Genomic DNA, 18,978 nt, shown 5'->3' with positions numbered 1-18,978 from the left:
GGGCTGATTAACACTGCCCCATGAGCGCGCTGTCAACCTTTGCGCAAGCAACCCTTTGGGCCGGGGCGTTCGCCAGCGAGCCTGGCAGACACGCCCATCGTCCATGCGGTAACTATGTACCACCTGTGCCCTTTCAGCGTGGCCTAGTCTGGCCCCTTCATCCACCGGGACGCCGCATTGGCCTGCCCTTACGAGAAGCGACGATGAGCACAGCAGCACTGCCGTTATTATTTCCCCAGCTGTTGGCCGCCAAGGGCTTGGATGAGCTGGAGGCACACCATGGCCTGACGCAGGCCGACCTCGACTGGCTGCAAAACGTTTCGCTGCCCACCCATGCGCAACGCGCCGCACAGACGCCTCCGATGATCGCCGAGACCATCCAGTTCAGCGCCGAAGGCAAGCCGGCCATTGCGTTGGCTGGCTGCTTTTGCCTTCGAACCACGCCCAGACGCGGCGATACCGCCGTCGATCCAGCATTCCTGTACACGCCATGGGACGGCGTTCGCAAGTTCGACAGTCCCGCAGCGCTCCGGGCCTGGATTGACCAGACACTGCTGGACAACCGCGATCGCAACAATCTGTTTCGGCTCCTGTCGATTGCCCAGCGCAGCGAACTGAAGGGCACGACGGATATCGAACAATCCTGGCAGGCCATCGACGGGGACGTTTTCGAGACTCAACTCAACACCATCGAACATGCCCAGCACCACAACGTGCTGTCCATGGTGGAGGAATTGGTCAAGTTGCCCCCGCTCGCGACGCTGCTGGACCAGATACTGGGCGACGCGCTACCCGGCCTCGATCCCAGGCAGGTACGCATTGCGCTGTCCAAGATCGACTACACCCAGGCGCCCGAGGCGATTCATGTCACCCAAAGCATTCCCCTGAGCGAGGCGGTGCTGGTCTATTTCCACCATCAAGGCTGGCCAGCCGGGCATCTTGCCGACCTGACCCACCCTGACACGCCTGCGTCGTCCTATTCCGGACAGGAGTGGGAAGCGATCATCAAGGGTGCGGCGATAAGGCTGATCCCGAAGCTGATCGATCGTGTCAACGCGTTCTGGGACACCAGCGGCCCCTTCCACACGTCTCGGCGCCAATTCCTGGCCCAATTCATTCAGGACGCCCTGTGGGCGGCCATTCTGATCAAACGAGAAAAAAACCAGCTGACGGAGGCCCAGGGCCGCGAGTTGCTTCGGCTGTTCAGGCCGTCGCGCCGGGACGAGGCAGTGCTGTTCATCGAGACGGTGCGCCTCGGGGAATACGAACCTAACTTCGTGGAGCTCGCCGGATCGCTGATGGTCAGCGGGCAAGGTCATTACCTCTACACGCCCACCGACGGCCTTCAAGTCGTTGGCAATTACCTTGGATTCAAAGAAGCGCTGATCAGCACGCCCGAGCAAAAGGAGGCGATCTACAGCCTGCTGGACCTGGACGAGCGCAATCGGCTCCTGGGTTTCGAGCATCCGCAAATTTGCGGCGAACCGATAGACATGCCTATCGCTGATTCACTGGCTGGCGCGATCATCGACAAACAGACGCACAACCTGCGGTATGCGCTGCAAATGTCCCGCCAGGGCCAGGTGAATGTCCATGCACTCGTCGACAAGGCCCTCGACATACGAGCCTTCATCAGCAACAAGCTATTGAATCAAAAGACCGCCGGGCATTGGGGGACCCAGCCCGCTTTCCATGGAAAGCTGCGACTTTCCAACTTCCTGGCCGATCAGATGGAAAGAAGGGCCAAGAGCTACATCGACGTGGAAGGCGCCTTCGCTAGCGAATTTTCCAGGCTGCCATCGTTTCTCAGGTCTTCGCTTCAAAACGGACTCAGGCAATTGCTTCCACAGTTGACCAATGTATTTTCGGTGGGGATTCGCGCAGAGGCTGATCTACGCTCGATCGACGCCACGCTGCCGACAATCGCCCATGAACTGATCACGACGGTGTTCGCCTTCGACCCCGACTACCCGGATCGCCGGCGGCGCATCGGCGTCAGGGGATTCCGGCCAGACGTTTATTCATTGAAACTGACGTGCGCATCGTCCGGCGTCGCCATCTCGCTGCCACTGGCCAACTGTTTTCTATTGACCGAGCGTGGTGGCCTCGATACGCCGTACTCGGGCATGGCGATCGTCTGGACACCTGCCGACGGGCTACAGGCATTCGCCTCGGTCGACCTGGCCACTCGACAATTGAATCGGCAACTGCTTGATTCCCGCAGGCGATTTGGCTTGCTGTCCAACCTTCCCCCCGCCCAGCGCCTGCCCCACCGACGCTATCAACTGGACACCTACGAACTGATCGAAGACAACGTGCTGATGAATCGAATGACCTCGTTCATCCACCTTTTCGAGACTGAGTACGCCTACCTGAGTGCCCTGAAAAGCGGGGATTGGCAACTGACCCGCTCGGCACTGGCCAACGGTCTTGAAGCCCTGCTGGAAAAAGGAGCGCCCACCAACCTGAAACACGCCACGGCCATCGCCCAGGCCAGCAAATACCGGCAAAAACTGCCCGCCTGGCTCGGCGCTGCCCCCCTCGAGGATCAACGTTTGCACGTCGAGATCCTGGAGCAATACAAAAGCAGCGTAGCCGATGGCAAGGATTACCTGGACGGCATCGAACCCCTGCGTACCTACGTGCAAAATCGTCTGCAAGCACTGCTGGACGCACGTTTCCCCGATGACAGACTCAACCCCGAAACCATCCAGATCACGCCAAACCTGGCGGTGGTCGGCCCTGCCAGTTCATTGACCGACTTTGCCTTGCACCCCATCGATGTCACCAGCAAGGGCTTCAAGGTTTCCTCGACCTCCACGCAATCATTGCCAGACAGCCTGAACGAACTGGCGGTGCGGCAGATGTTGTCGTCGCTCGATATTCAGAGCACTTACAAACATCAGGTGAAACAAGCGCTTTGCGGCGCAATTTCCGATGTCCAGCCCAGGAAGCGACGCTTTCGCCAGCAACTGCCATGGCAATTGTTGCAATACGCCCACTCACGTCTTCTGCAACAGCACATTTCCCCGAAGGCGTTCGACTTGATCCTCCAGGTCCTGGACATGCCGGACGCCATCGCCCGTCGAGCGGTCAGGGGTGCCGGTGCGTTCATACGTCCACTGGAGCTGATCAAGACCGGCGGCGCCGTCGCGGTGAGGGCGCTCGGGCTCTATGTGATCAGCTCGAGCGCCGATCCGGCGGACCCTCATGTTTTATATGCTCCCTACCACGAGGGGCATTCCCTGGCCGAGTTCAAGGATGAACCAAGCATCGTCGCCGCCCTCAATGCCCCCGGCGCGCTTCAGGACCTGCTGGTCCGCCGGCTGCCCGAAGACCAGCGAGCCACCTTCCGGAATCTGTTTACCGCCACCCTCGGGCAACTGTCGGAGATTACCCTCGCTTCGAATCCGATCGACACCGATGTATTCGAAACCCTGTACAACGACAACGCGACGTTGATACTGGATATGCTGGGGACGAAGAACCAGGACCATCGCCCATTCGACTGGGCAACGGTGCTGCACCTGTTCAGTTCTGGGATCGGATTGGTGGGTAGGCAGCTACCGGCCAGATTGACGTTCCTGGAAACGCTTTGGGAGAGCTATCAGGACTTCAAGGGTTCGGCCGAAGCCCTGCAGCAGCACGACTGGAAAACCGGCCTGCATGATTTCATCGCCGGCGCCGCGGAAATGGTGTCGCTGGGTTTGCTCAATCGCGACGATACATTCGGCCTCCTCGATCCCGCCGAACCGGCCTCGCCAAGCGGCTCCTCGACGCCCGGGTGGCAGGAAATCGCCTGCACCGCGCCACTGCGCACCGACTTACAGGCCTTCGAAGCCATAGGCATCAGCCTCTGGGCGCTCCAGCAGAACCGGGCCGACGGCACCTACGAATCAACGGAAGAAGGCAAGTTCTACGTGCCCCTGGCCGGCAAGGTCTATCAAGTGGCAAGGGCCGGCCGGGGCTGGCGCATTATCCACGGTGATGACGAAGGACCGTTGCTGAGGTATAGCGCCGACGAAACGACATGGGCAATCGACCCACAGCGACAGACCATTCGTTTCGGCAAGGCGGGGTCGAAAATGGCCGTGACCTATAGCGATTTCAAGGCAAAGGGATCCTTGAACATCGAAGCGCGCGGGATGGCTGAGATACGCAAGAAGTCTCCTTATCGCGCCAACGTCATCGTACAGGCAGTGGAAACCGCCAGATTCTATTCGCTGAACGCCTTGCTCAATCTAGAGCAGTTCAAAAAGCAGCCTTTGCCAGGTTCTCGGCTGGATAGCTTCCTGATGTCGTTCTTTGGGGTCCGACAGGTCGACAGCGCCCTGATCGGCAAAGTGGAGACGGCCATTTTCCCGATATGCAGGGCGTTGGCCGACCCCACCTGGGAACAGCAGAACGCCAGCCGTATCGTCATTGGCAATTTGAAATACCTGGAAGACCGGGCAACCGCATTTGTGCTCGAACCTGCGGCGCGCGGGCGAATCTACCTGACGCAGTTTTTCTTCGAACCGGGGCTGGACTGGTACAAGACCGTGGTGCCGGCGTTCTTCAACGTCGACGCGCATGCCCAAGGCGCGACGCTTATCCACGAGATATCCCACCAGCTCATCGACACGATCGACATCATCTACCTGGACGCTGCGCTGCCGTTTCCCGACTTGATTTCAACCTCGACCCACCTGGGGCAAACACGCTATGACACGCAGAAGGAGCTGCAACTCAATGGGCTTTCCCTGGGCACGGCAAAATCCAAGCTGTTCAGACAGTGGGACAGTACCGACAACAGTTACAAGAGGTTGGAGTTGTTGCCAATGTATAAAGACATTGCCAAGGCCATTTTGAAAGTCACCGACACACGGAGCATGGACGAAGCACGAAACGCGTTCTTGAACCCGGTTTTGCCGGACAAGCGCATCGACGTCATACTCCGTAACGCCGATTCGGTCACGCTGCTGATTTGTGAATTGGGGCGCCAGCTCGATCCGAGTCCATCGCGTTCCACTTGAGTGCGTTGAGCCGTGGGCATGCCAAGGCCGTTGATCTTTTTTTCACGGCATGTGTGCGACAGTACGACCCGGACCTGGACGCTCCTACGTCTGACCAACGGAAAACCGATGCATGCCGTGCAAATGCCATCATCCCTGTTCTCGGCAATGGGCCCCGAGGGTTAGAATGCGGCAAACCAGGAAGAGCCCATGACCGAACGTACACTCCCGGAAGCCGAATACGATGCCATCACCGATGCGGCCGCGCATTGGTGCATGCGTCTGCATGCGGACGACTGCACGGATGCCGAACGGCTGGCGTTCAAGCAATGGCACGACGCCGATCCGCTGCACGCCTTTGAATACGCAGCCATGCTGGAAATCTGGGGCGTTGCCGAGCATCTGCCGCGCGTCGAGCCAATGGCCATCCCTGCGACCCAGCGCCCGCGGTCTCGCTTCGGCTCCATGGCGATCGCGGCGACGGTGCTTGCCCTCGGCCTGCCCCTGGCTGCTTTTACCGGTTGGAACATGGGGTGGTTGCCCAACGCCTACCAGCGATTCGAGGCAGGTACGAGCGTGCGTCACATCACTCTGGATGACGGCAGTCAGGTAGAGCTCAACCTCGCAAGCGAGCTGGTGTTTGCCAACTACAAGGACGAACGCCGGGTCACGATGAAAAAAGGCGAAGCGTTTTTCGATGTCCGCCACGATAGCCGCCACCCCTTCGTCGTTCGAGCAGGCCAGGGCCAGGTGCGCGTGACCGGGACCCGTTTCAACGTGTGGATGTACCAGGATCAAGTGCGGGTTACGCTGGTGGAAGGTTCCGTGTGGGTAACCAGCCATCGGGCATCCAAAGCGGGCGGCCAGCAACTGTCACCTGGGATGCAGGCGAGCTACAGGGCTGGCGATTTCCAGCCGAAGGTTCGTGACGTCGCCCTCGATGACAGCTCGCTGGCATGGCGAAGTGGCAAGCTGGTGCTGGATAACCTGGCCCTGTCCGACGCGCTGCCGCTGATCAACCGCTACCTCGACCGTCCCGTGATGCTGGCGGACAACGCAACGGGCACTCTGCGCATCGGTGGAAACTACAACCTGAACGAAGTGAAGAATCTGGTGCCTTCGCTGCCCAAGGTCTTGCCGGTGTACCTGACACAGAACAGCGACGGCAACCTGGTATTGAACGCCATCGCTCGTCCTACCCGAAACTGACATAGGCCGCCTCCCTTGGGGACGCGGCCTGATTGCTCCCGCGGCTATTGCGTCGCCACCCTGCCCGCCTGCTCGCCCTCATGGATGGTCTGCGCCTGGTAATGCGGGTCGGCCTTGATCTGCTGTTCAGAGAAAGGCAGCACACTTAATTGCCCCTTCGAGAATGCCTGGGTCTGGTCCGCCGAATAGGGCGATGAAGGATCGCTGGACAGTGAGAACGCCAAGAGTCCCTGTGCGTTGGGTCCGTTGCCGTCAAACGTCACCACTTGCAGGTAACTGGTGCCGCTGACCACTTCCCGCTGGCCGTTCGCGCCCGGCATGCTCTGGATGGCGTTATAGATGCCCAGCTCGCCCGGTCCACCGTGAATGGGTATCCGGCGGTCGCCGCTGCGGGTCACCTGCACGTCCCGCCATTGGCTATCCGCTTGCAGTCCCGCAGCGTCCACCGCTTGGACCGATGCGACCATGGCCTGGCGCAGCGCATCAGCCACTGGCGATGCTTCGATCGCCAGGCCGCGCGGGGTATGTTGCGGATCGTTCGGGTCGAACGCGACCCGCCAGATGCCCGGCGCCGCCTGCAATGCCTGCATGATGTGCTGGAAATGGACGAACCCCACGCCGCTGTCCAGGCTGGCGGTACGGTCCCAGGCCTTGAGCTGGCTGCATGCCTGCGTCAGGGCCGGTGCATCGGGCCCCAGCTTCGCGGCACAGAAAGCCAGCAGGTCCGGCATGACCTGATCGGCCAGGTACACCCGGTCGTCCATGACCATGCCCTGCAAATCGCTCACCGTTACTGGCCCCGCCTTTGCCAGTTGTCCCAGTCGGTCCAGGGCAAAACGCGCCCGCAGGCCCAGTGGCAGGTCCTGCTGGCTGATCACCGGGGAATAACCGGACAACGGCTGCGACGGATTGACCATCCACGCCGAATCGTTGGAGTTCTGCACATAATCGCGGCGCAACAGTTGCGGGAGCTTGTCCGCCGCATAGGTACCCTTCTGCACCGCCTTGGGGTCCACATCCCAGGCGCATTCGCCGCGTGAACCGTCCAGCACGATCAGCCGCAGCCCGGCCCTGGGGTCGCTGCATCGGGCAAGCTTGCCGGCATCGACGTTGGGCACCACCGACACGTTCATATAGAGGCTTTGTCCCTGGTCATCCACGGCCAGGGTGTTGACCCAGGGAATCCCCTGGATGCGATGTACGGAATCTTGCAGGTCCTTGAGCGTAACGGCTCGATTCATCGCGTACCACTGCGCCAGCACCCGGTCGTTTTCCAGGTTGGCGTCCCGCAGGCTATAGGCGAACCGGTTATCCCAATCCAGTTTCCCGGGCCATTGCACGATCGGTCCGAACTGCGAACCGTAGACCACACGGGAGACCGGCTTGACCTGCCCATCGGCCTGCTTGATGTCCACCGTGACCGTTTGCTGGCTCATGGCAACGGACTTGCCATCCACCAGGTAGCGAGTCGGGTCCTTGGGGTCCAGTTGTAGCCGATACAGGGTGAAATGCTTGGACGTATCGACGGTATGGGTCCAGGCCAAGTGCCGGCTGAAGCCGATATTGATCACCGGTAGGCCCGGCAACGCCGCGCCCATCACGTCCAGCTTTCCGGGGATGGTCAAATGCATCTGGTAAAAACGCATGCCTCCCACCCACGGGAAATGCGGATTAGCCAGCAGCATGCCGCGCCCATTGAACGAGCGTTCGCTGCCGATAGCCAGGGCGTTACTGCCGCGCTCCAGGGCGAAGCGCTGTTGCCGTTGCGCCGCGATGGCGAAACCGGACGCCGAGCCCCGCGCGTCTGCCGTAGCCTTGGGCGGCTGCGCCCCGGCCAACGCCTCGGTGAACTGGCCGACGCCACCCTCCACCAACAGGCGCCGGGTGAGCTTGACAATATCCAGCGCGGTGATTGGCCGCACCCACTCGCTTGCGCATTGTTCCGGCAGGCCTTTGGCCTTGCGCTCAGCCAGCGCGCGGTTGTAGCCGGCGGCATAACCTTCCACCAACTGCTGGACCTGGGGCGTCTGCGCCTGCCAGAAACCGGAAACCGCCCGGGGCGTGTTGAGCCACGCAAAAAACACGTCGCTTGCACGATTCTCGCGCTGCTCGACGGTGACCTGTTCCGGACCAAAATAGCGCGAGCGTTGGCCGTTGACGGTCACGATCTCATTGGCCAACAGGCATAGGTTGTCCTGGGCGTACGCATAGCCGATGCCGTATCCCAATCCCCGCTCATCCTGGGCGCGAATATGCGGCACGCCAAAACTGGTGCGACGAATTTCGGCAGTGGCCTGCCCGGCCTCGCCTCGTGCGCTGACAACGGTACTCAAGCCCAGGGACACCCCCAGCAAGACACCGGCAAGGCAAAACCTCGATAACTGCCCGGACATTCCCACACTCACTCCTGATCGATAGCGTACAAAAACCAGGACGGCCGCCGATACGCCCTTGTACGTCCGCCCCGGCCTGGAAGTTCACATGCGCCGCGCTTCAACGCGGATGTGCCTACCTTGAGAACGAACCGGATGAAAAAAAATTAATCGGCTGGCAAGCCGCTTCTACCGGGGTTTGACGGTATCCAGGCATTTTTTTCACACCCACGTCCTCATGATTGGCCGCTCTCGTTCGTCCTATACAGGAGAGCGTTGATGATCTTTTCTGTCAGGCTGGTAAGGAGTCTTTACATGCATAACGCGCAAATGCCCATGGAGGGCAAGCCAGGATCGGCCCGTGTCACGATGACAGCCACAAACCGTACGTTCCCTGGGCCAGCGGAACGAGGCGGCAACGAGCAGATCAAGCGTCTGCTCAAGAGCTATGGGCTCAGGACGAGCCTGATTCGCTTGAAGGTCATCGACGCCTTGCTCAAGGCCGCCGATGAAAACCGCCGGCTGGGTGTACGCGGCGTCCATAGCCAATTGTTGGGGCTGGACATTCCCTTGTCCTTCCTGAGCGTGCGTGAGGTGCTGAAGCGCCTGTGCGGCGAAGGCGTGGTCACGCTCAATCCGGATAAAAGCTACAGCTTGCACCACCAGGCCGTGGCCCTGCTCAACACCGAAGAATGAGCGGCGCTCAAGGCTTGACCTTGCGTCGCATCACGCCGTTGATCACCACGACGATGACCGCCACGGCAATGGCGATGTATTGAAACAGCTGCTCGCTGATCATGCCCTTGCCTTGCATCCAGGACAGTCCGAGCATGATCGCCAGTACGACGAGAACCACCAGAATCGAGTATTTCAAACGTTGCGAATGAGTCATTTGCCAGTTTCCTGAAGTTTTTCGTTCTGCACCTCTGATGCGTGTTTATTCCACCACAAACAAGGTGGGATGCAGTCAGGATCGTATGGTACAACCGCTGGGCGTTTTCGTGCGACCGAAGGATTTTTCCTACATATACCGGTCCGCTTTCCACTGCCTGTTACGCGAAAAGGCGCCTTTCGACCCTGGATCTCGCCAACGTACTCTCGAAAAAGAAGAAATTTCCTTCTTTCCGAGAACTGACGTTGGGAATCCATGCCAAATCAGCCCACCCTTCTTTCACCCTTTCGCCTGACAGGTTTCTGCCTGGCCATCGCTCTTTTCGAGTTCCTCACTTACATGGCCAGCGACTTGATCATGCCCGCCATGCTCACCGTGACCCAGGACCTCGATGCATACCCCGATCAGATTCCCCACGCGTTCAATCTGTACCTGCTGGGCGGCGTCTTGCTGCCTTGGCTGATCGGCCCGTTGTCGGATCGTCATGGGCGGCGCCCCTTCATGCTCGTGGGGTGTGCCGGGTTCGTGCTGGCTTGCGTGGCGATCACCCAGGTCACCGGCATGCAGGGTTTCAATGGGCTTCGTCTGGTCCAGGGGATGGGGCTGGGCTTCGTGATTGCAGTCAGCTACCCCGCCATACAGGAAATATTCTGCGAATCCGCCGCCGTGAAGGTCATGGCCATGCTGGGCAATCTCGCCCTTCTTTCACCGCTTTTAGGCCCTTTGGCGGGCGGGCTGCTGCTGCAGTGGCTGTCGTGGCGCGAGCTGTTCATGTTGCTGGCCGGTCTCGGGGTGGTCAGCTGGTTGGCTTTGTGGGGGTTCATGCCGCGAACACCCCGTGGCGCGCATGCTGGAACACCGGTCGTCGAAGCATTCGACCTGCGTTCGCTCGTAAGGCGATACGCAGCGCTGCTGGGCCACGGTCGCTTCATGTCGGCCAGTGTCGCGCTGGGGTTGATGAGCCTGCCGCTGATTGCCTGGATCGGCCTGTCGCCCCTGCTGTTGATCCAAGGACAAGGCCTGTCCCCCTTGGCGTATGGGGTTTGGCAGATTCCGGTTTTCGCGGCGGTCATCCTCGGCAATCTCGTCCTCAACGCCCTGGTGGAACGGGCTGGGGTGCATCGGGTGGTCCGCTACAGCTTGTGGCCGTTGTGTACAGGCCTGACCGCGCTGGTGGCCGGCAGTCAGTTCGCCCTGTCCGTTCCCGTCCTGGTCAGTGGGCTGTCGCTGTATGCCATCGGGCTCGGCATGGGCAATGCCGCGCTGTATCGACTGGCCCTGTTCGCCACCGACGATAGCAAGGGCTTGGTTTCGGCCATGGTCGGGATGATCTCCATCGCCGTGATGAGCGCGACAGGGTCGCTGTTGGCGCTGCTGGGTGCCGGGGCGAACCTTGAGTCCTTCGCGCTGATGGTCGGCATCGCCGGGCTCAGCTGTCCTGTCGTGCTGCGCCTGTTCACCTCGCGCCCCGCTGCTCTCCCTTGATTTGCCTTCCCATAGGATGACCCGATGATTCACTTTCCCCATGCCGATGCGCTGTGCGCATGGCCCCAGCCGTATGACGGCGATTCGCTGCCACCGGGGCTGTTCGACAGAGCCATGGCTGAAATCAGCCTGTTCCATAGCCACCACACGCCAGGCTACGAACATTGGCTCAACGCCAACGGGCTTCGGGCCGACGACCTGGACCGTTTGACTGACTGGTCGCGCCTGCCGCCCATTTACGCCAGCTACTTCAAGCAGCGATTGCTGCTCAGCCCCACCGCCGAAGGTGCATTGGAACTCACGTCCTCGGGCACCAGCGGGCAGAAAAGCCGCATGCGCTACGACGAGCGCAGCATGGCGGCGGCCCAAGGCATGGTGGCAAACATCTTTGAGTATTACGGCTGGTCGACACCCGACTCGCCGTGCAACTACTTGCTCTTCAGCCATGAGCCCGAAGCGGCCAATCGCCTGGGCACGGCCTACACCGACCAGTTCCTGTGCCGCTTCGCACCGGCCAATCGGATCGCCTACGCCTTGCGATGCACGGGAAAAGGCCACGAATTCGACGTCTTCGGCGCCATCGGCACCCTGCAATCTTTCGCCGAAGAGGGCCTGCCGGTGCGCATCTTCGGCTTCCCGGCGCTGCTCTGGCATGTGCTTGAGCGCATGCGTGAAACCGGCATGCAAGACCTGAAGCTCGCCGCCGGTTCGCTGGTCTTCCTGGGCGGCGGCTGGAAGAAACAGGCGGCCGAGGAAATCCCCCGACGTCACGTTTACGAGCGCATCACACAGCAACTCGGCATCGAGGTCCAACGCTGCCGCGACGGCTACGGTGCGGTCGAGCACGCGGTGCCTTACATCGAGTGCGCCCATCATCGGTTCCACGTGCCGGTCTATTCCAAAGTCTTCATACGCCACCCCTCGGACTTCAGTGTCCAGCCGTTCGGCGAACCAGGGTTGTTGTCGTTCGTTTCGCCCTACATCTCGTCAAGCCCCGCGCACGCCGTGGTGATGAGTGATCTGGCGACCCTGCACCCGGCCAACTGCAAGTGCGGCCTTCAAACCCAGTGGTTCGAGCTGCATGGCCGGGCCGGCACCAGTGCCAGCCGAAGCTGCGCCATGGCCGCTGCCGAATTGATCAAGGAAAACTGATATGTACCTCATCAACGGCCAACTGAACGCCGGGCTGCCGCTCGATGCAGCGCTTGAACGCCTCCAAGCGCAACTGCCCGTCTTGCTGGAAACGCCACCTCGCAGCGAGGAGGTGATCGACTGTGCCGAGGCGTTCGCGCAATGGCTGCGTGCGGCAGACCGAAGCCCGCTGCTGGACGAGGACCAGCGCCAGGCCCTGATTGCTTTCTGCGCCCGCAAGTCGTTGAGCTTCAAGCTGGAACGGGAGCTGGGCGTCGATGCACGTTCGCTACGGCGAATCGATTATTGCGACGGGCCCTTCGAGAGTTGGCAGCCCTTGGGCCTGGTGGTTCATGTCACGCCGGGCAACTCGCCGTTGCTGGGGTTTTGCGCGGTGCTGGAAGGCCTACTTGCGGGCAACGTCAATTGGCTGCGCCCCAGCACCCGCGAGGGCGACCTGACGGCGCAACTCCTAGCGGCGTTCCTGGCGTGCGATCCAGGCGGCCGGTTACGTGGTTATCTGGCGGTATTGCCGGTGCCCTCTGAACAAACCGGGCGTCTTTTTGCCGTTGCCAATGGCGTCAGTGCCTGGGGCGGCGAAGCTGCCTTGAAGGCATTGCGCGAGCGCATTCCAACGGGTTGTCGCTGGATCGATTGGGGCCACCGGATCAGCTTCGCCTATATCACGCCTCTGGCCGCCACCGAGCAGGCCTTGGATGCGCTGGTGGACGAAGTCTGCCGCCTCGACCAGCAGGCCTGCTCCAGCCCGCAATGGCTGCTGGTGGACAGCGATGATCCTGGGCAATTGCAAGCAGTGGGAAGCGCCCTGGCCGCCGCGTTCGAACGCCGGACCGGGCGCTGGCCCACCCTGGAGACCACCGCCGCCGAAGCCAGTGAGATCACCACCCGTACGGCACTGGCCCGCCTGGACTTCAGCTTTGCCAACGAAACCGGCCAGGTCTGGACGGGCAATGGCTGGCGCATTCTCTGGGAGCACCACCGCGAACTGCAACCTTCGCCATTGTTTCGCACGCTCCTGCTACGGCCGATGCCGCAAGTGCTGCTCGCCGAAACCTTGCTGCCATGGCGCAATGTGCTGCAGAGCTGCGCCCTTGTCTGCGAGCCGGAACGCGCTCCTGGGCTGGTTCGGCGCCTGATGACCGCTGGGGTTGGCCGGGTGACCTCCACGGGGGAAATCCAGCAAGGTTACGACGGCGAGCCCCACGATGGGGTCTACGGGCTGCAACGATTGAGTCGCCGGGTATCGGTCAGCCTTGATGCAGGCATTGCCAGCCATCGCGTCACGCTGGATGCCGCCGCGAGCCCATTGGCGCTGACCCCTTCGACGCCCATCATGGACAAAGCAGCGTTCGTGGCGCTGCCCCCGGCCCCTCAGGCACAGCTGTTCTTCCGTTCCGGCGGCAGCAGCGGTGCGCCGGTTTTGTCCCCCTATAGCCATGGTGATTTCGACCGCCACATGCGGGCCGCCGCCGATGGGGTGCGCGCCGCGGGGCTCGACCCGACGTACGATCGAGTGATGAACCTGTTCTATGGCGGCAGCCTGTACGGCGGGTTCCTCAGTTTCACCAAAATCCTCGAACAGATGGATGTCGTGCATTACCCGATGAGTGCGCCGCCGGATGACAACTTTGCAGAGATCGCGCAGTTGATCGTCGAGCATCGAATCAACACGCTCATGGGCATGCCCAGCACGTTGCATCGTCTGTTCTCAAGCCAGCAGTCAGTCCTTCAAGGCTACGGCGGTGTGCGCAAGATCATGCTTGGTGGCGAACACCTGGGGCAGGACTGTCGTCTCCTGTTCGAGCAATGCGGCGTCACCTGCGTTCGCTCGGCAATCTACGGCAGCGTCGATGCGGGCCCCCTCGGGCATGCCTGCATAGCCAGCGGCGACGGTGTGTTTCATCTGATGGAAGATATCCAATCCTTGGAAATCGTTGACCTGGAACGGGATATACCGGTCGGCCCTGATGGTATCGGGCGCTTGCTTTTCACCTCCCGCGTACGCCAGGCGCGCCCGCTCCAGCGATACGAAGTCGGCGACCTAGGGCGCTGGCTACCCGGCCCGTGCGCGTGTGGCCTGGAGTCGCCCAGATTCGAGCTGCGCGAGCGCCACGGCCAACTGGTGCGCATCGCCACGGAGTTCATCAATACCCAGGACCTGTCCGAGCACGCGCAGACGGCCATCCAGATCGTTCTGAGCCATGCGGGCTGTGGCGGTGAGCGTTTGCTGATTCGTACCGATGGCGACGCCGAAACGGTACGGCGCCAGGTGCTGGGCCTCGCAGCGCTGCGCACGTCGGTCAACGCCGGGTTGCTGGTTCTGGACGTCGAGCACTGCCCGGTTGAGCGGTTCGAACATAACAAGCACAGCGGCAAAGTCCCGCTGGTGATCGATTGCAGGTTAGCCGGCCGTTGATTTCGCCCGGTACCCGATAAGCCGACCCATAGCCTTGAGAATATTCCGATGAGCGCCCCATTAACCTACGACCAATGGCTCAACCATATCCGCACGCATTCGATGTTCTATCGCACGCAGCTGAGCCATCTACCCGTCCATGGCTGCGAGTTCCACCAGTTGCCGATCGTCAATCTCAGCGAGTATTGGAAAGACAGCCACGACCTGGACCGTTGGCCGGTGTTGACCAGCCGCGTTAAGGACGCACTGGTCTTCAAGACCGGCGGTACGACCAGCGAAGGCAAGTTATCGGTGTATACCCACGCAGAATGGCAACTGATGCTCGATTGCTTCGGTCGCAGCTTGACAGCCCAATTGGCTGCGGGGGATCGCATTGCCAATCTGTTTTTCTCGGGGGATCTCTACGCCAGTTTCCTGTTCATCCACGGCGCCCTGTGCAGCGTCGATGTTGCGATTACCGAGTTTCCCTTCTCCGGCTCGGTGGAACTCGATGTGTTGGCCGACGCCATTGCTGGACACCGCATCAACGTACTCGTCGGCGTGCCTGCGCACTTGCTGGCCTTCGCCAGCCATGTCATTGGCAAAGGGCGCAGGCTGCCACAAATCACCACCGTGCTCTTTGGCGGGGAGAACCTGTTCGAAAGCCAGATGCCGACATTGAAACGCGCCTTCCCGGGCGCGCGTTTCGCGTCCATCGGATACGCCAGCGTGGATGCCGGACTGGTAGGTGCGAGCACGCCTGATTGCGGCTTGGGCGAACACCGGGTATTCGATCAGCACACGCGGGTGGAAATCGTCGACGACCTGAGCGGGGAAGCGATCGAGGCCATTGGCCAAGCCGGAAACCTGGTGGTGACGAATTTCAACCGGACCCTCATGCCCATTGTCCGATACCCGGTGGGAGACCGCGCCAGTTGGTGCGAGCCGGCAGGCACGCCGGGGCGCAAATTCGCCCTTCGAGGACGCAGCGCAGAGAGCCGGCGCGTACGCGTTGGCGTGTTGTCGCTGTTTCCCGAAGAAATAAGCGACATCGCGCGGCGCGTGGCCGGCGGTGTGCAGTGGCAACTGATCATCGAGCACAGCCAGGGCAATGACTGCGTGTTGCTCAAGTGGCTGCCGGAAAAAGCCGAGGATGCAGGCCCAACGCGATCCCATGCGCTTAAAGCGGCCTTGATCGAGCAATATCCAGGCCTCGATCGACTTCATGTGGATACCCAGGCCTGTACCGCACAGGACCTGGAGCGCCACCCCCGTTCCGGCAAGCACCTGTCGATCATCGATCGTCGGGTATACGGTTCGCGGGCAGCGGAGGATGCTGGATGAGCCTTCTGGTATTCAGGCCGTTCCAAGCCACCGACAGCGCCGGTACGTGCGAGCTGTTTCGTCGGGTGTACGGCGATCACTACGTCTCCCCTGACGTCTACATGCCGCAAATGATCTGCCAGCACAATCTCAAGGGGCGCTGGCATTCGCAGGTGGCGGTGGTCGACGGGCGCGTGGTCGGTCATGCCGCGTTGTGCCGCCAGGGACACGCCACTCAAGATGCCGAGCTGGCGCTGGTTGCGGTGGACCCCGAGTTGCAGGGCAGGCAGATCGCCTCGCGGCTGGGGCAACAATTACTGGACGGTTGCCGGCAGCTCGGGCTCGCCAGGCTATCGATCAAGCAGGTCACCAGCCATCCCTACAGCCAACGGCTGTCCCAACGACTGGGTTTTCATGACGTCGGCCTGCTACCCGAGTTCGTGCCCTCTCCGTTCGCCACGGACCAGGCCGAAACCATCGTGATCGGCTGCCAAGTGATCGGCGACCACCCTCGACCGCTGCCACGTCTTCAATGGCCCGCGCCCCACCAATGGCTGATGGGCGCTTTGGAAACGCGTTTCGGGACCACCCTTGTGGATAGGCCGCAGGGCATTCATCCGTTGCGGCTTAGCCATTTACCCGGCCGGATCGAGATCGTGGCGGATCGGGTGGATACATGCCTCGTCGGGCAGCTTCGGCGCTTGCCCGCCCATTGGCCGCTTTCGGTCCGAATCGGCCTCGGTCGACACTTTTGCGCCGACCACCAGCTACTGCTGGCTGCGGGTTTTTTCTTCACTGGGATGATGCCCACGGACGCCGGGCAAGGTTGGCAGGCGCTGTTCCACCGAGTTGCACATCCGCGCAGGCTCAGCCTGCACTCGGCCCCCATGCAACGCCTTCACGATGAATTGCAGGCTCACGCTCAAACCTGGAAAAACGCCCAGGCCCATTCCGCCGCCTGACGGCTGGTCAGGCCCCACACTCAAGCTCCTGGCAGAGAAGCCGACATATATTGGAACGTTCATCCCATTTGCTTCCGAAAGTCGCCCCGTGCAAGGAACACCCACATGCCTTCATTGCGCACCATTCAGGCCCGCTACACGTTGTTTCTGGTTCTGTTCATTCTGGTGTTATCCATCCTGACGGTCGTCGGCATCAGTCACCTCGTCGCACCCAAGCTGCGCCACACCGAGGAACAAGTGGCGCTGAACCGCATTGCCGAGGTCGCCGAGCAGATCCAGGGCGAACTGAACAAGGTCCAGGCCCAGCAACGCAGCATCACCCAGACCATCCCCTTGCTCGACAGCGATGCCATCGACAAGGTACTGCCAGGCCTGGTGGACCAATACGGTGAGCTGAAAGTGTTCGGCGGCGGGATCTGGCCTTTGCCCAACCAGCGCGCCGAAGGTCGCAGCAAATTCAGCACGTTCTGGCACCGCGACGCTTCCGGCAAGCTGATCGTCAACACCTTCTGGAACAGCGATGCTGCGCCGAACTACTACGAGCAACCCTGGCACAAGGGCGGCATGGCCACTCCCCCTGGCAAATGCGCCTGGGCGGCAGCCTACAAGGACGATGCGAGCGCCGAACCCCGGACCAACTGCGCCATGGCCATCCAGAAGAATGGCGCGCCGTATGGCGTCTCCACCATCGACGTGACCCTCGGCTTTTTCAACGAGCTGATCGCACGCAAGGAAGCAGAACTGAACGCCGAGATGCTGATCGTGGAAAGCGACGGCAAGATCATCAGCAACAGCTCGCGGATCAGCGGCCCGATCGTGCTCAAGAACATCAGCGAACTGGCGGCTGGCTCGCCATTTGCCGCCCAGGTCAAGGCTGGCCTGGCCAACCGTGACCAACCGCAGCGCGTCGAATTCGACAACAACGGTGAAGCCAGCACGTTCTTCATGCGGCCTATCGAAGGCTCGCCCTGGTTCCTCGCCACTGCCCTGCCGACCCGCCTGATCACAGCCCAACGTGATGACGTATTGAACACGCTGAGCCTGTTGCAGATACCCATGGTGATCCTGTTGGTGCTGATGCAGCTGTATGCGATCCGCCAATTGACCAACCGCATGAAAGTGCTCAAGCGCAACATCGATGCGCTGTCCACGGGCGACGCCGACCTGACCCGCCGCATCACCATCCGCGCCGAAGACGAACTGGGCGCCATCGGTCATTCGGTCAACCGCTTTATCGCGTACCTGCAAGACATGATCGGCGAAGTCACCCAGGCCACCGGCGCCATGGCATCTAGCCTGGACAAGCTGCAGCAGACTTCGGCCCACACCAGTGAAATCCTGATGCGCCATGCCTCGGAGACCGACCAGACGGTAACGGCCATCACCGAAATGAGTTCCACGGCCGAAAGCGTGGCGCAGAATGCCGCCGAGACCGCCGCCTTCACCCAGCGGGCCAATGAACATGCCGATCGCTCCCGCGTCGTTGTCGGCGAGGCATCGAACAGTGTCGTCGCGTTGATCGAGGAAGTGGCCAGCGCCACCCACAAGGTCGAGAGCATGCAGCAGGATGCGCAGCGCATCACTGAGATCCTCGGTGTGATCGGGGCCATCGCCGGGCAGACCAACCTGCTGGCGCTCAACGCCGCCATCGAAGCCGCCCGGGCTGGCGAGCAAGGCCGTGGCTTCGCGGTGGTCGCCGACGAAGTCCGCGCCCTCGCCGCCCGCACCCAGGCCAGCACTTCGGAGATCAACGAAATGCTGACGCGCCTGACCCAAGGCGTGAGCTCGTCGGTCGCGGCCATGGAAAACACCCAGACCAGTTGCCAATCGGCTGCCGACGCCACCTCCCGAGTGAACTCGGGCCTGGACGAAATGGCCGGCTCCGTCAGCCAGATCAACAGCCTCAGCACCCAGATCGCCACCGCCGCAGAGCAGCAAAGTGCAGTGACCGAAGAGATCAACCGGAGCATGGTGCAGATCCGGCACATGGTCGAAGAGCTGGTGGAAAGCGGCCTGGCCAGCGAGAACAACACCCGTCAGTTGCTGGAAGCCAACAGCCGGGTGAATGCGATCATGGGGCGGTTCAAGGTTCGCTGAAACATCGCCTGAGTAAAAGGGGGCCTCCTGTCAGGGTTGATAGCAGGCCCCCTTTCAGTTCAACGTTAAAGGGCATTGCGCCTGCCGCTGTGGCGAT

Annotated in this window: 11 protein-coding genes; 9 read left to right on the top strand and 2 right to left on the bottom strand. The window is 61.3% G+C overall.

Translation table 11 applies throughout. From position 1 onward, the window contains the following. Positions 1–722 precede the first annotated feature (722 nt). Together ACLK1G_RS18965 and ACLK1G_RS18960 are read left to right on the top strand one after the other, a co-directional pair. Entirely contained in the window at positions 723–5,015 is a 4,293-nt protein-coding gene (locus tag ACLK1G_RS18965) for a dermonecrotic toxin domain-containing protein (protein ID WP_420766885.1), read from the top strand. Positions 5,016–5,204: 189 nt separating this feature from the next. Next, positions 5,205–6,203 (top strand): FecR family protein, encoded by a 999-nt coding sequence (locus ACLK1G_RS18960; RefSeq protein WP_420766820.1) that lies wholly within the window; start codon positions 5,205–5,207, stop codon positions 6,201–6,203. 44 nt (positions 6,204–6,247) lie between these two features. On the opposite strand, the gene pvdQ is transcribed toward ACLK1G_RS18960, so the two are convergent. Then, on the bottom strand, positions 6,248–8,596 hold the full coding sequence (pvdQ, locus tag ACLK1G_RS18955; RefSeq protein WP_420766819.1) for a bifunctional acylase PvdQ: 2,349 nt from the start codon (positions 8,594–8,596) through the stop codon (positions 6,248–6,250). Positions 8,597–8,944: 348 nt separating this feature from the next. On the opposite strand from pvdQ, the gene ACLK1G_RS18950 reads away from it, so the two are divergent. After that, the gene (locus ACLK1G_RS18950) at positions 8,945–9,271 is read left to right on the top strand and encodes a fe2+ zn2+ uptake regulation protein (RefSeq protein ID WP_420766884.1); all 327 of its coding nucleotides are present in this window, start codon (positions 8,945–8,947) and stop codon (positions 9,269–9,271) included. Between the two features lie 7 nt (positions 9,272–9,278). On the opposite strand, the gene ACLK1G_RS18945 is transcribed toward ACLK1G_RS18950, so the two are convergent. Beyond that, the gene (locus tag ACLK1G_RS18945) at positions 9,279–9,467 is read right to left on the bottom strand and encodes a hypothetical protein (protein ID WP_186631798.1); all 189 of its coding nucleotides are present in this window, start codon (positions 9,465–9,467) and stop codon (positions 9,279–9,281) included. A 255-nt stretch (positions 9,468–9,722) separates the two neighbouring features. Between ACLK1G_RS18945 and ACLK1G_RS18940 the strand changes: the two genes are divergently transcribed. From ACLK1G_RS18940 to ACLK1G_RS25870, 6 genes are all read left to right on the top strand, one after another. After that, complete coding sequence (locus ACLK1G_RS18940; RefSeq protein WP_420766818.1) at positions 9,723–10,952, top strand: MFS transporter; 1,230 nt, start codon at positions 9,723–9,725, stop codon at positions 10,950–10,952. A gap of 24 nt (positions 10,953–10,976) precedes the next feature. Next, on the top strand, positions 10,977–12,104 hold the full coding sequence (locus tag ACLK1G_RS18935) for a LuxE/PaaK family acyltransferase (protein ID WP_420766817.1): 1,128 nt from the start codon (positions 10,977–10,979) through the stop codon (positions 12,102–12,104). A 1-nt stretch (position 12,105) separates the two neighbouring features. After that, the gene (locus ACLK1G_RS18930) at positions 12,106–14,520 is read left to right on the top strand and encodes an acyl-CoA reductase (protein ID WP_420766816.1); all 2,415 of its coding nucleotides are present in this window, start codon (positions 12,106–12,108) and stop codon (positions 14,518–14,520) included. A gap of 48 nt (positions 14,521–14,568) precedes the next feature. Then, positions 14,569–15,843, top strand: a complete 1,275-nt coding sequence (locus tag ACLK1G_RS18925; protein ID WP_420766815.1) for a phenylacetate--CoA ligase family protein — start codon at positions 14,569–14,571, stop codon at positions 15,841–15,843. Next, positions 15,840–16,784: a GNAT family N-acetyltransferase gene (locus ACLK1G_RS18920; protein ID WP_420766814.1), complete on the top strand. Its 945-nt coding sequence runs from the start codon at positions 15,840–15,842 to the stop codon at positions 16,782–16,784. The genes ACLK1G_RS18925 and ACLK1G_RS18920 overlap by 4 nt, the downstream gene beginning before the upstream one ends. Positions 16,785–16,889: 105 nt before the next feature. Continuing rightward, on the top strand, positions 16,890–18,881 hold the full coding sequence (locus tag ACLK1G_RS25870) for a methyl-accepting chemotaxis protein (RefSeq protein ID WP_489685935.1): 1,992 nt from the start codon (positions 16,890–16,892) through the stop codon (positions 18,879–18,881). Positions 18,882–18,978: the final 97 nt, after the last annotated feature.

It is taken from the genome of Pseudomonas algeriensis (genome assembly GCF_048847255.1).
Taxonomy (GTDB): domain Bacteria; phylum Pseudomonadota; class Gammaproteobacteria; order Pseudomonadales; family Pseudomonadaceae; genus Aquipseudomonas.
The sequence above is the reverse complement of the archived record's forward strand: the minus strand, read 5'-3'. Positions and strand labels throughout refer to the sequence as shown.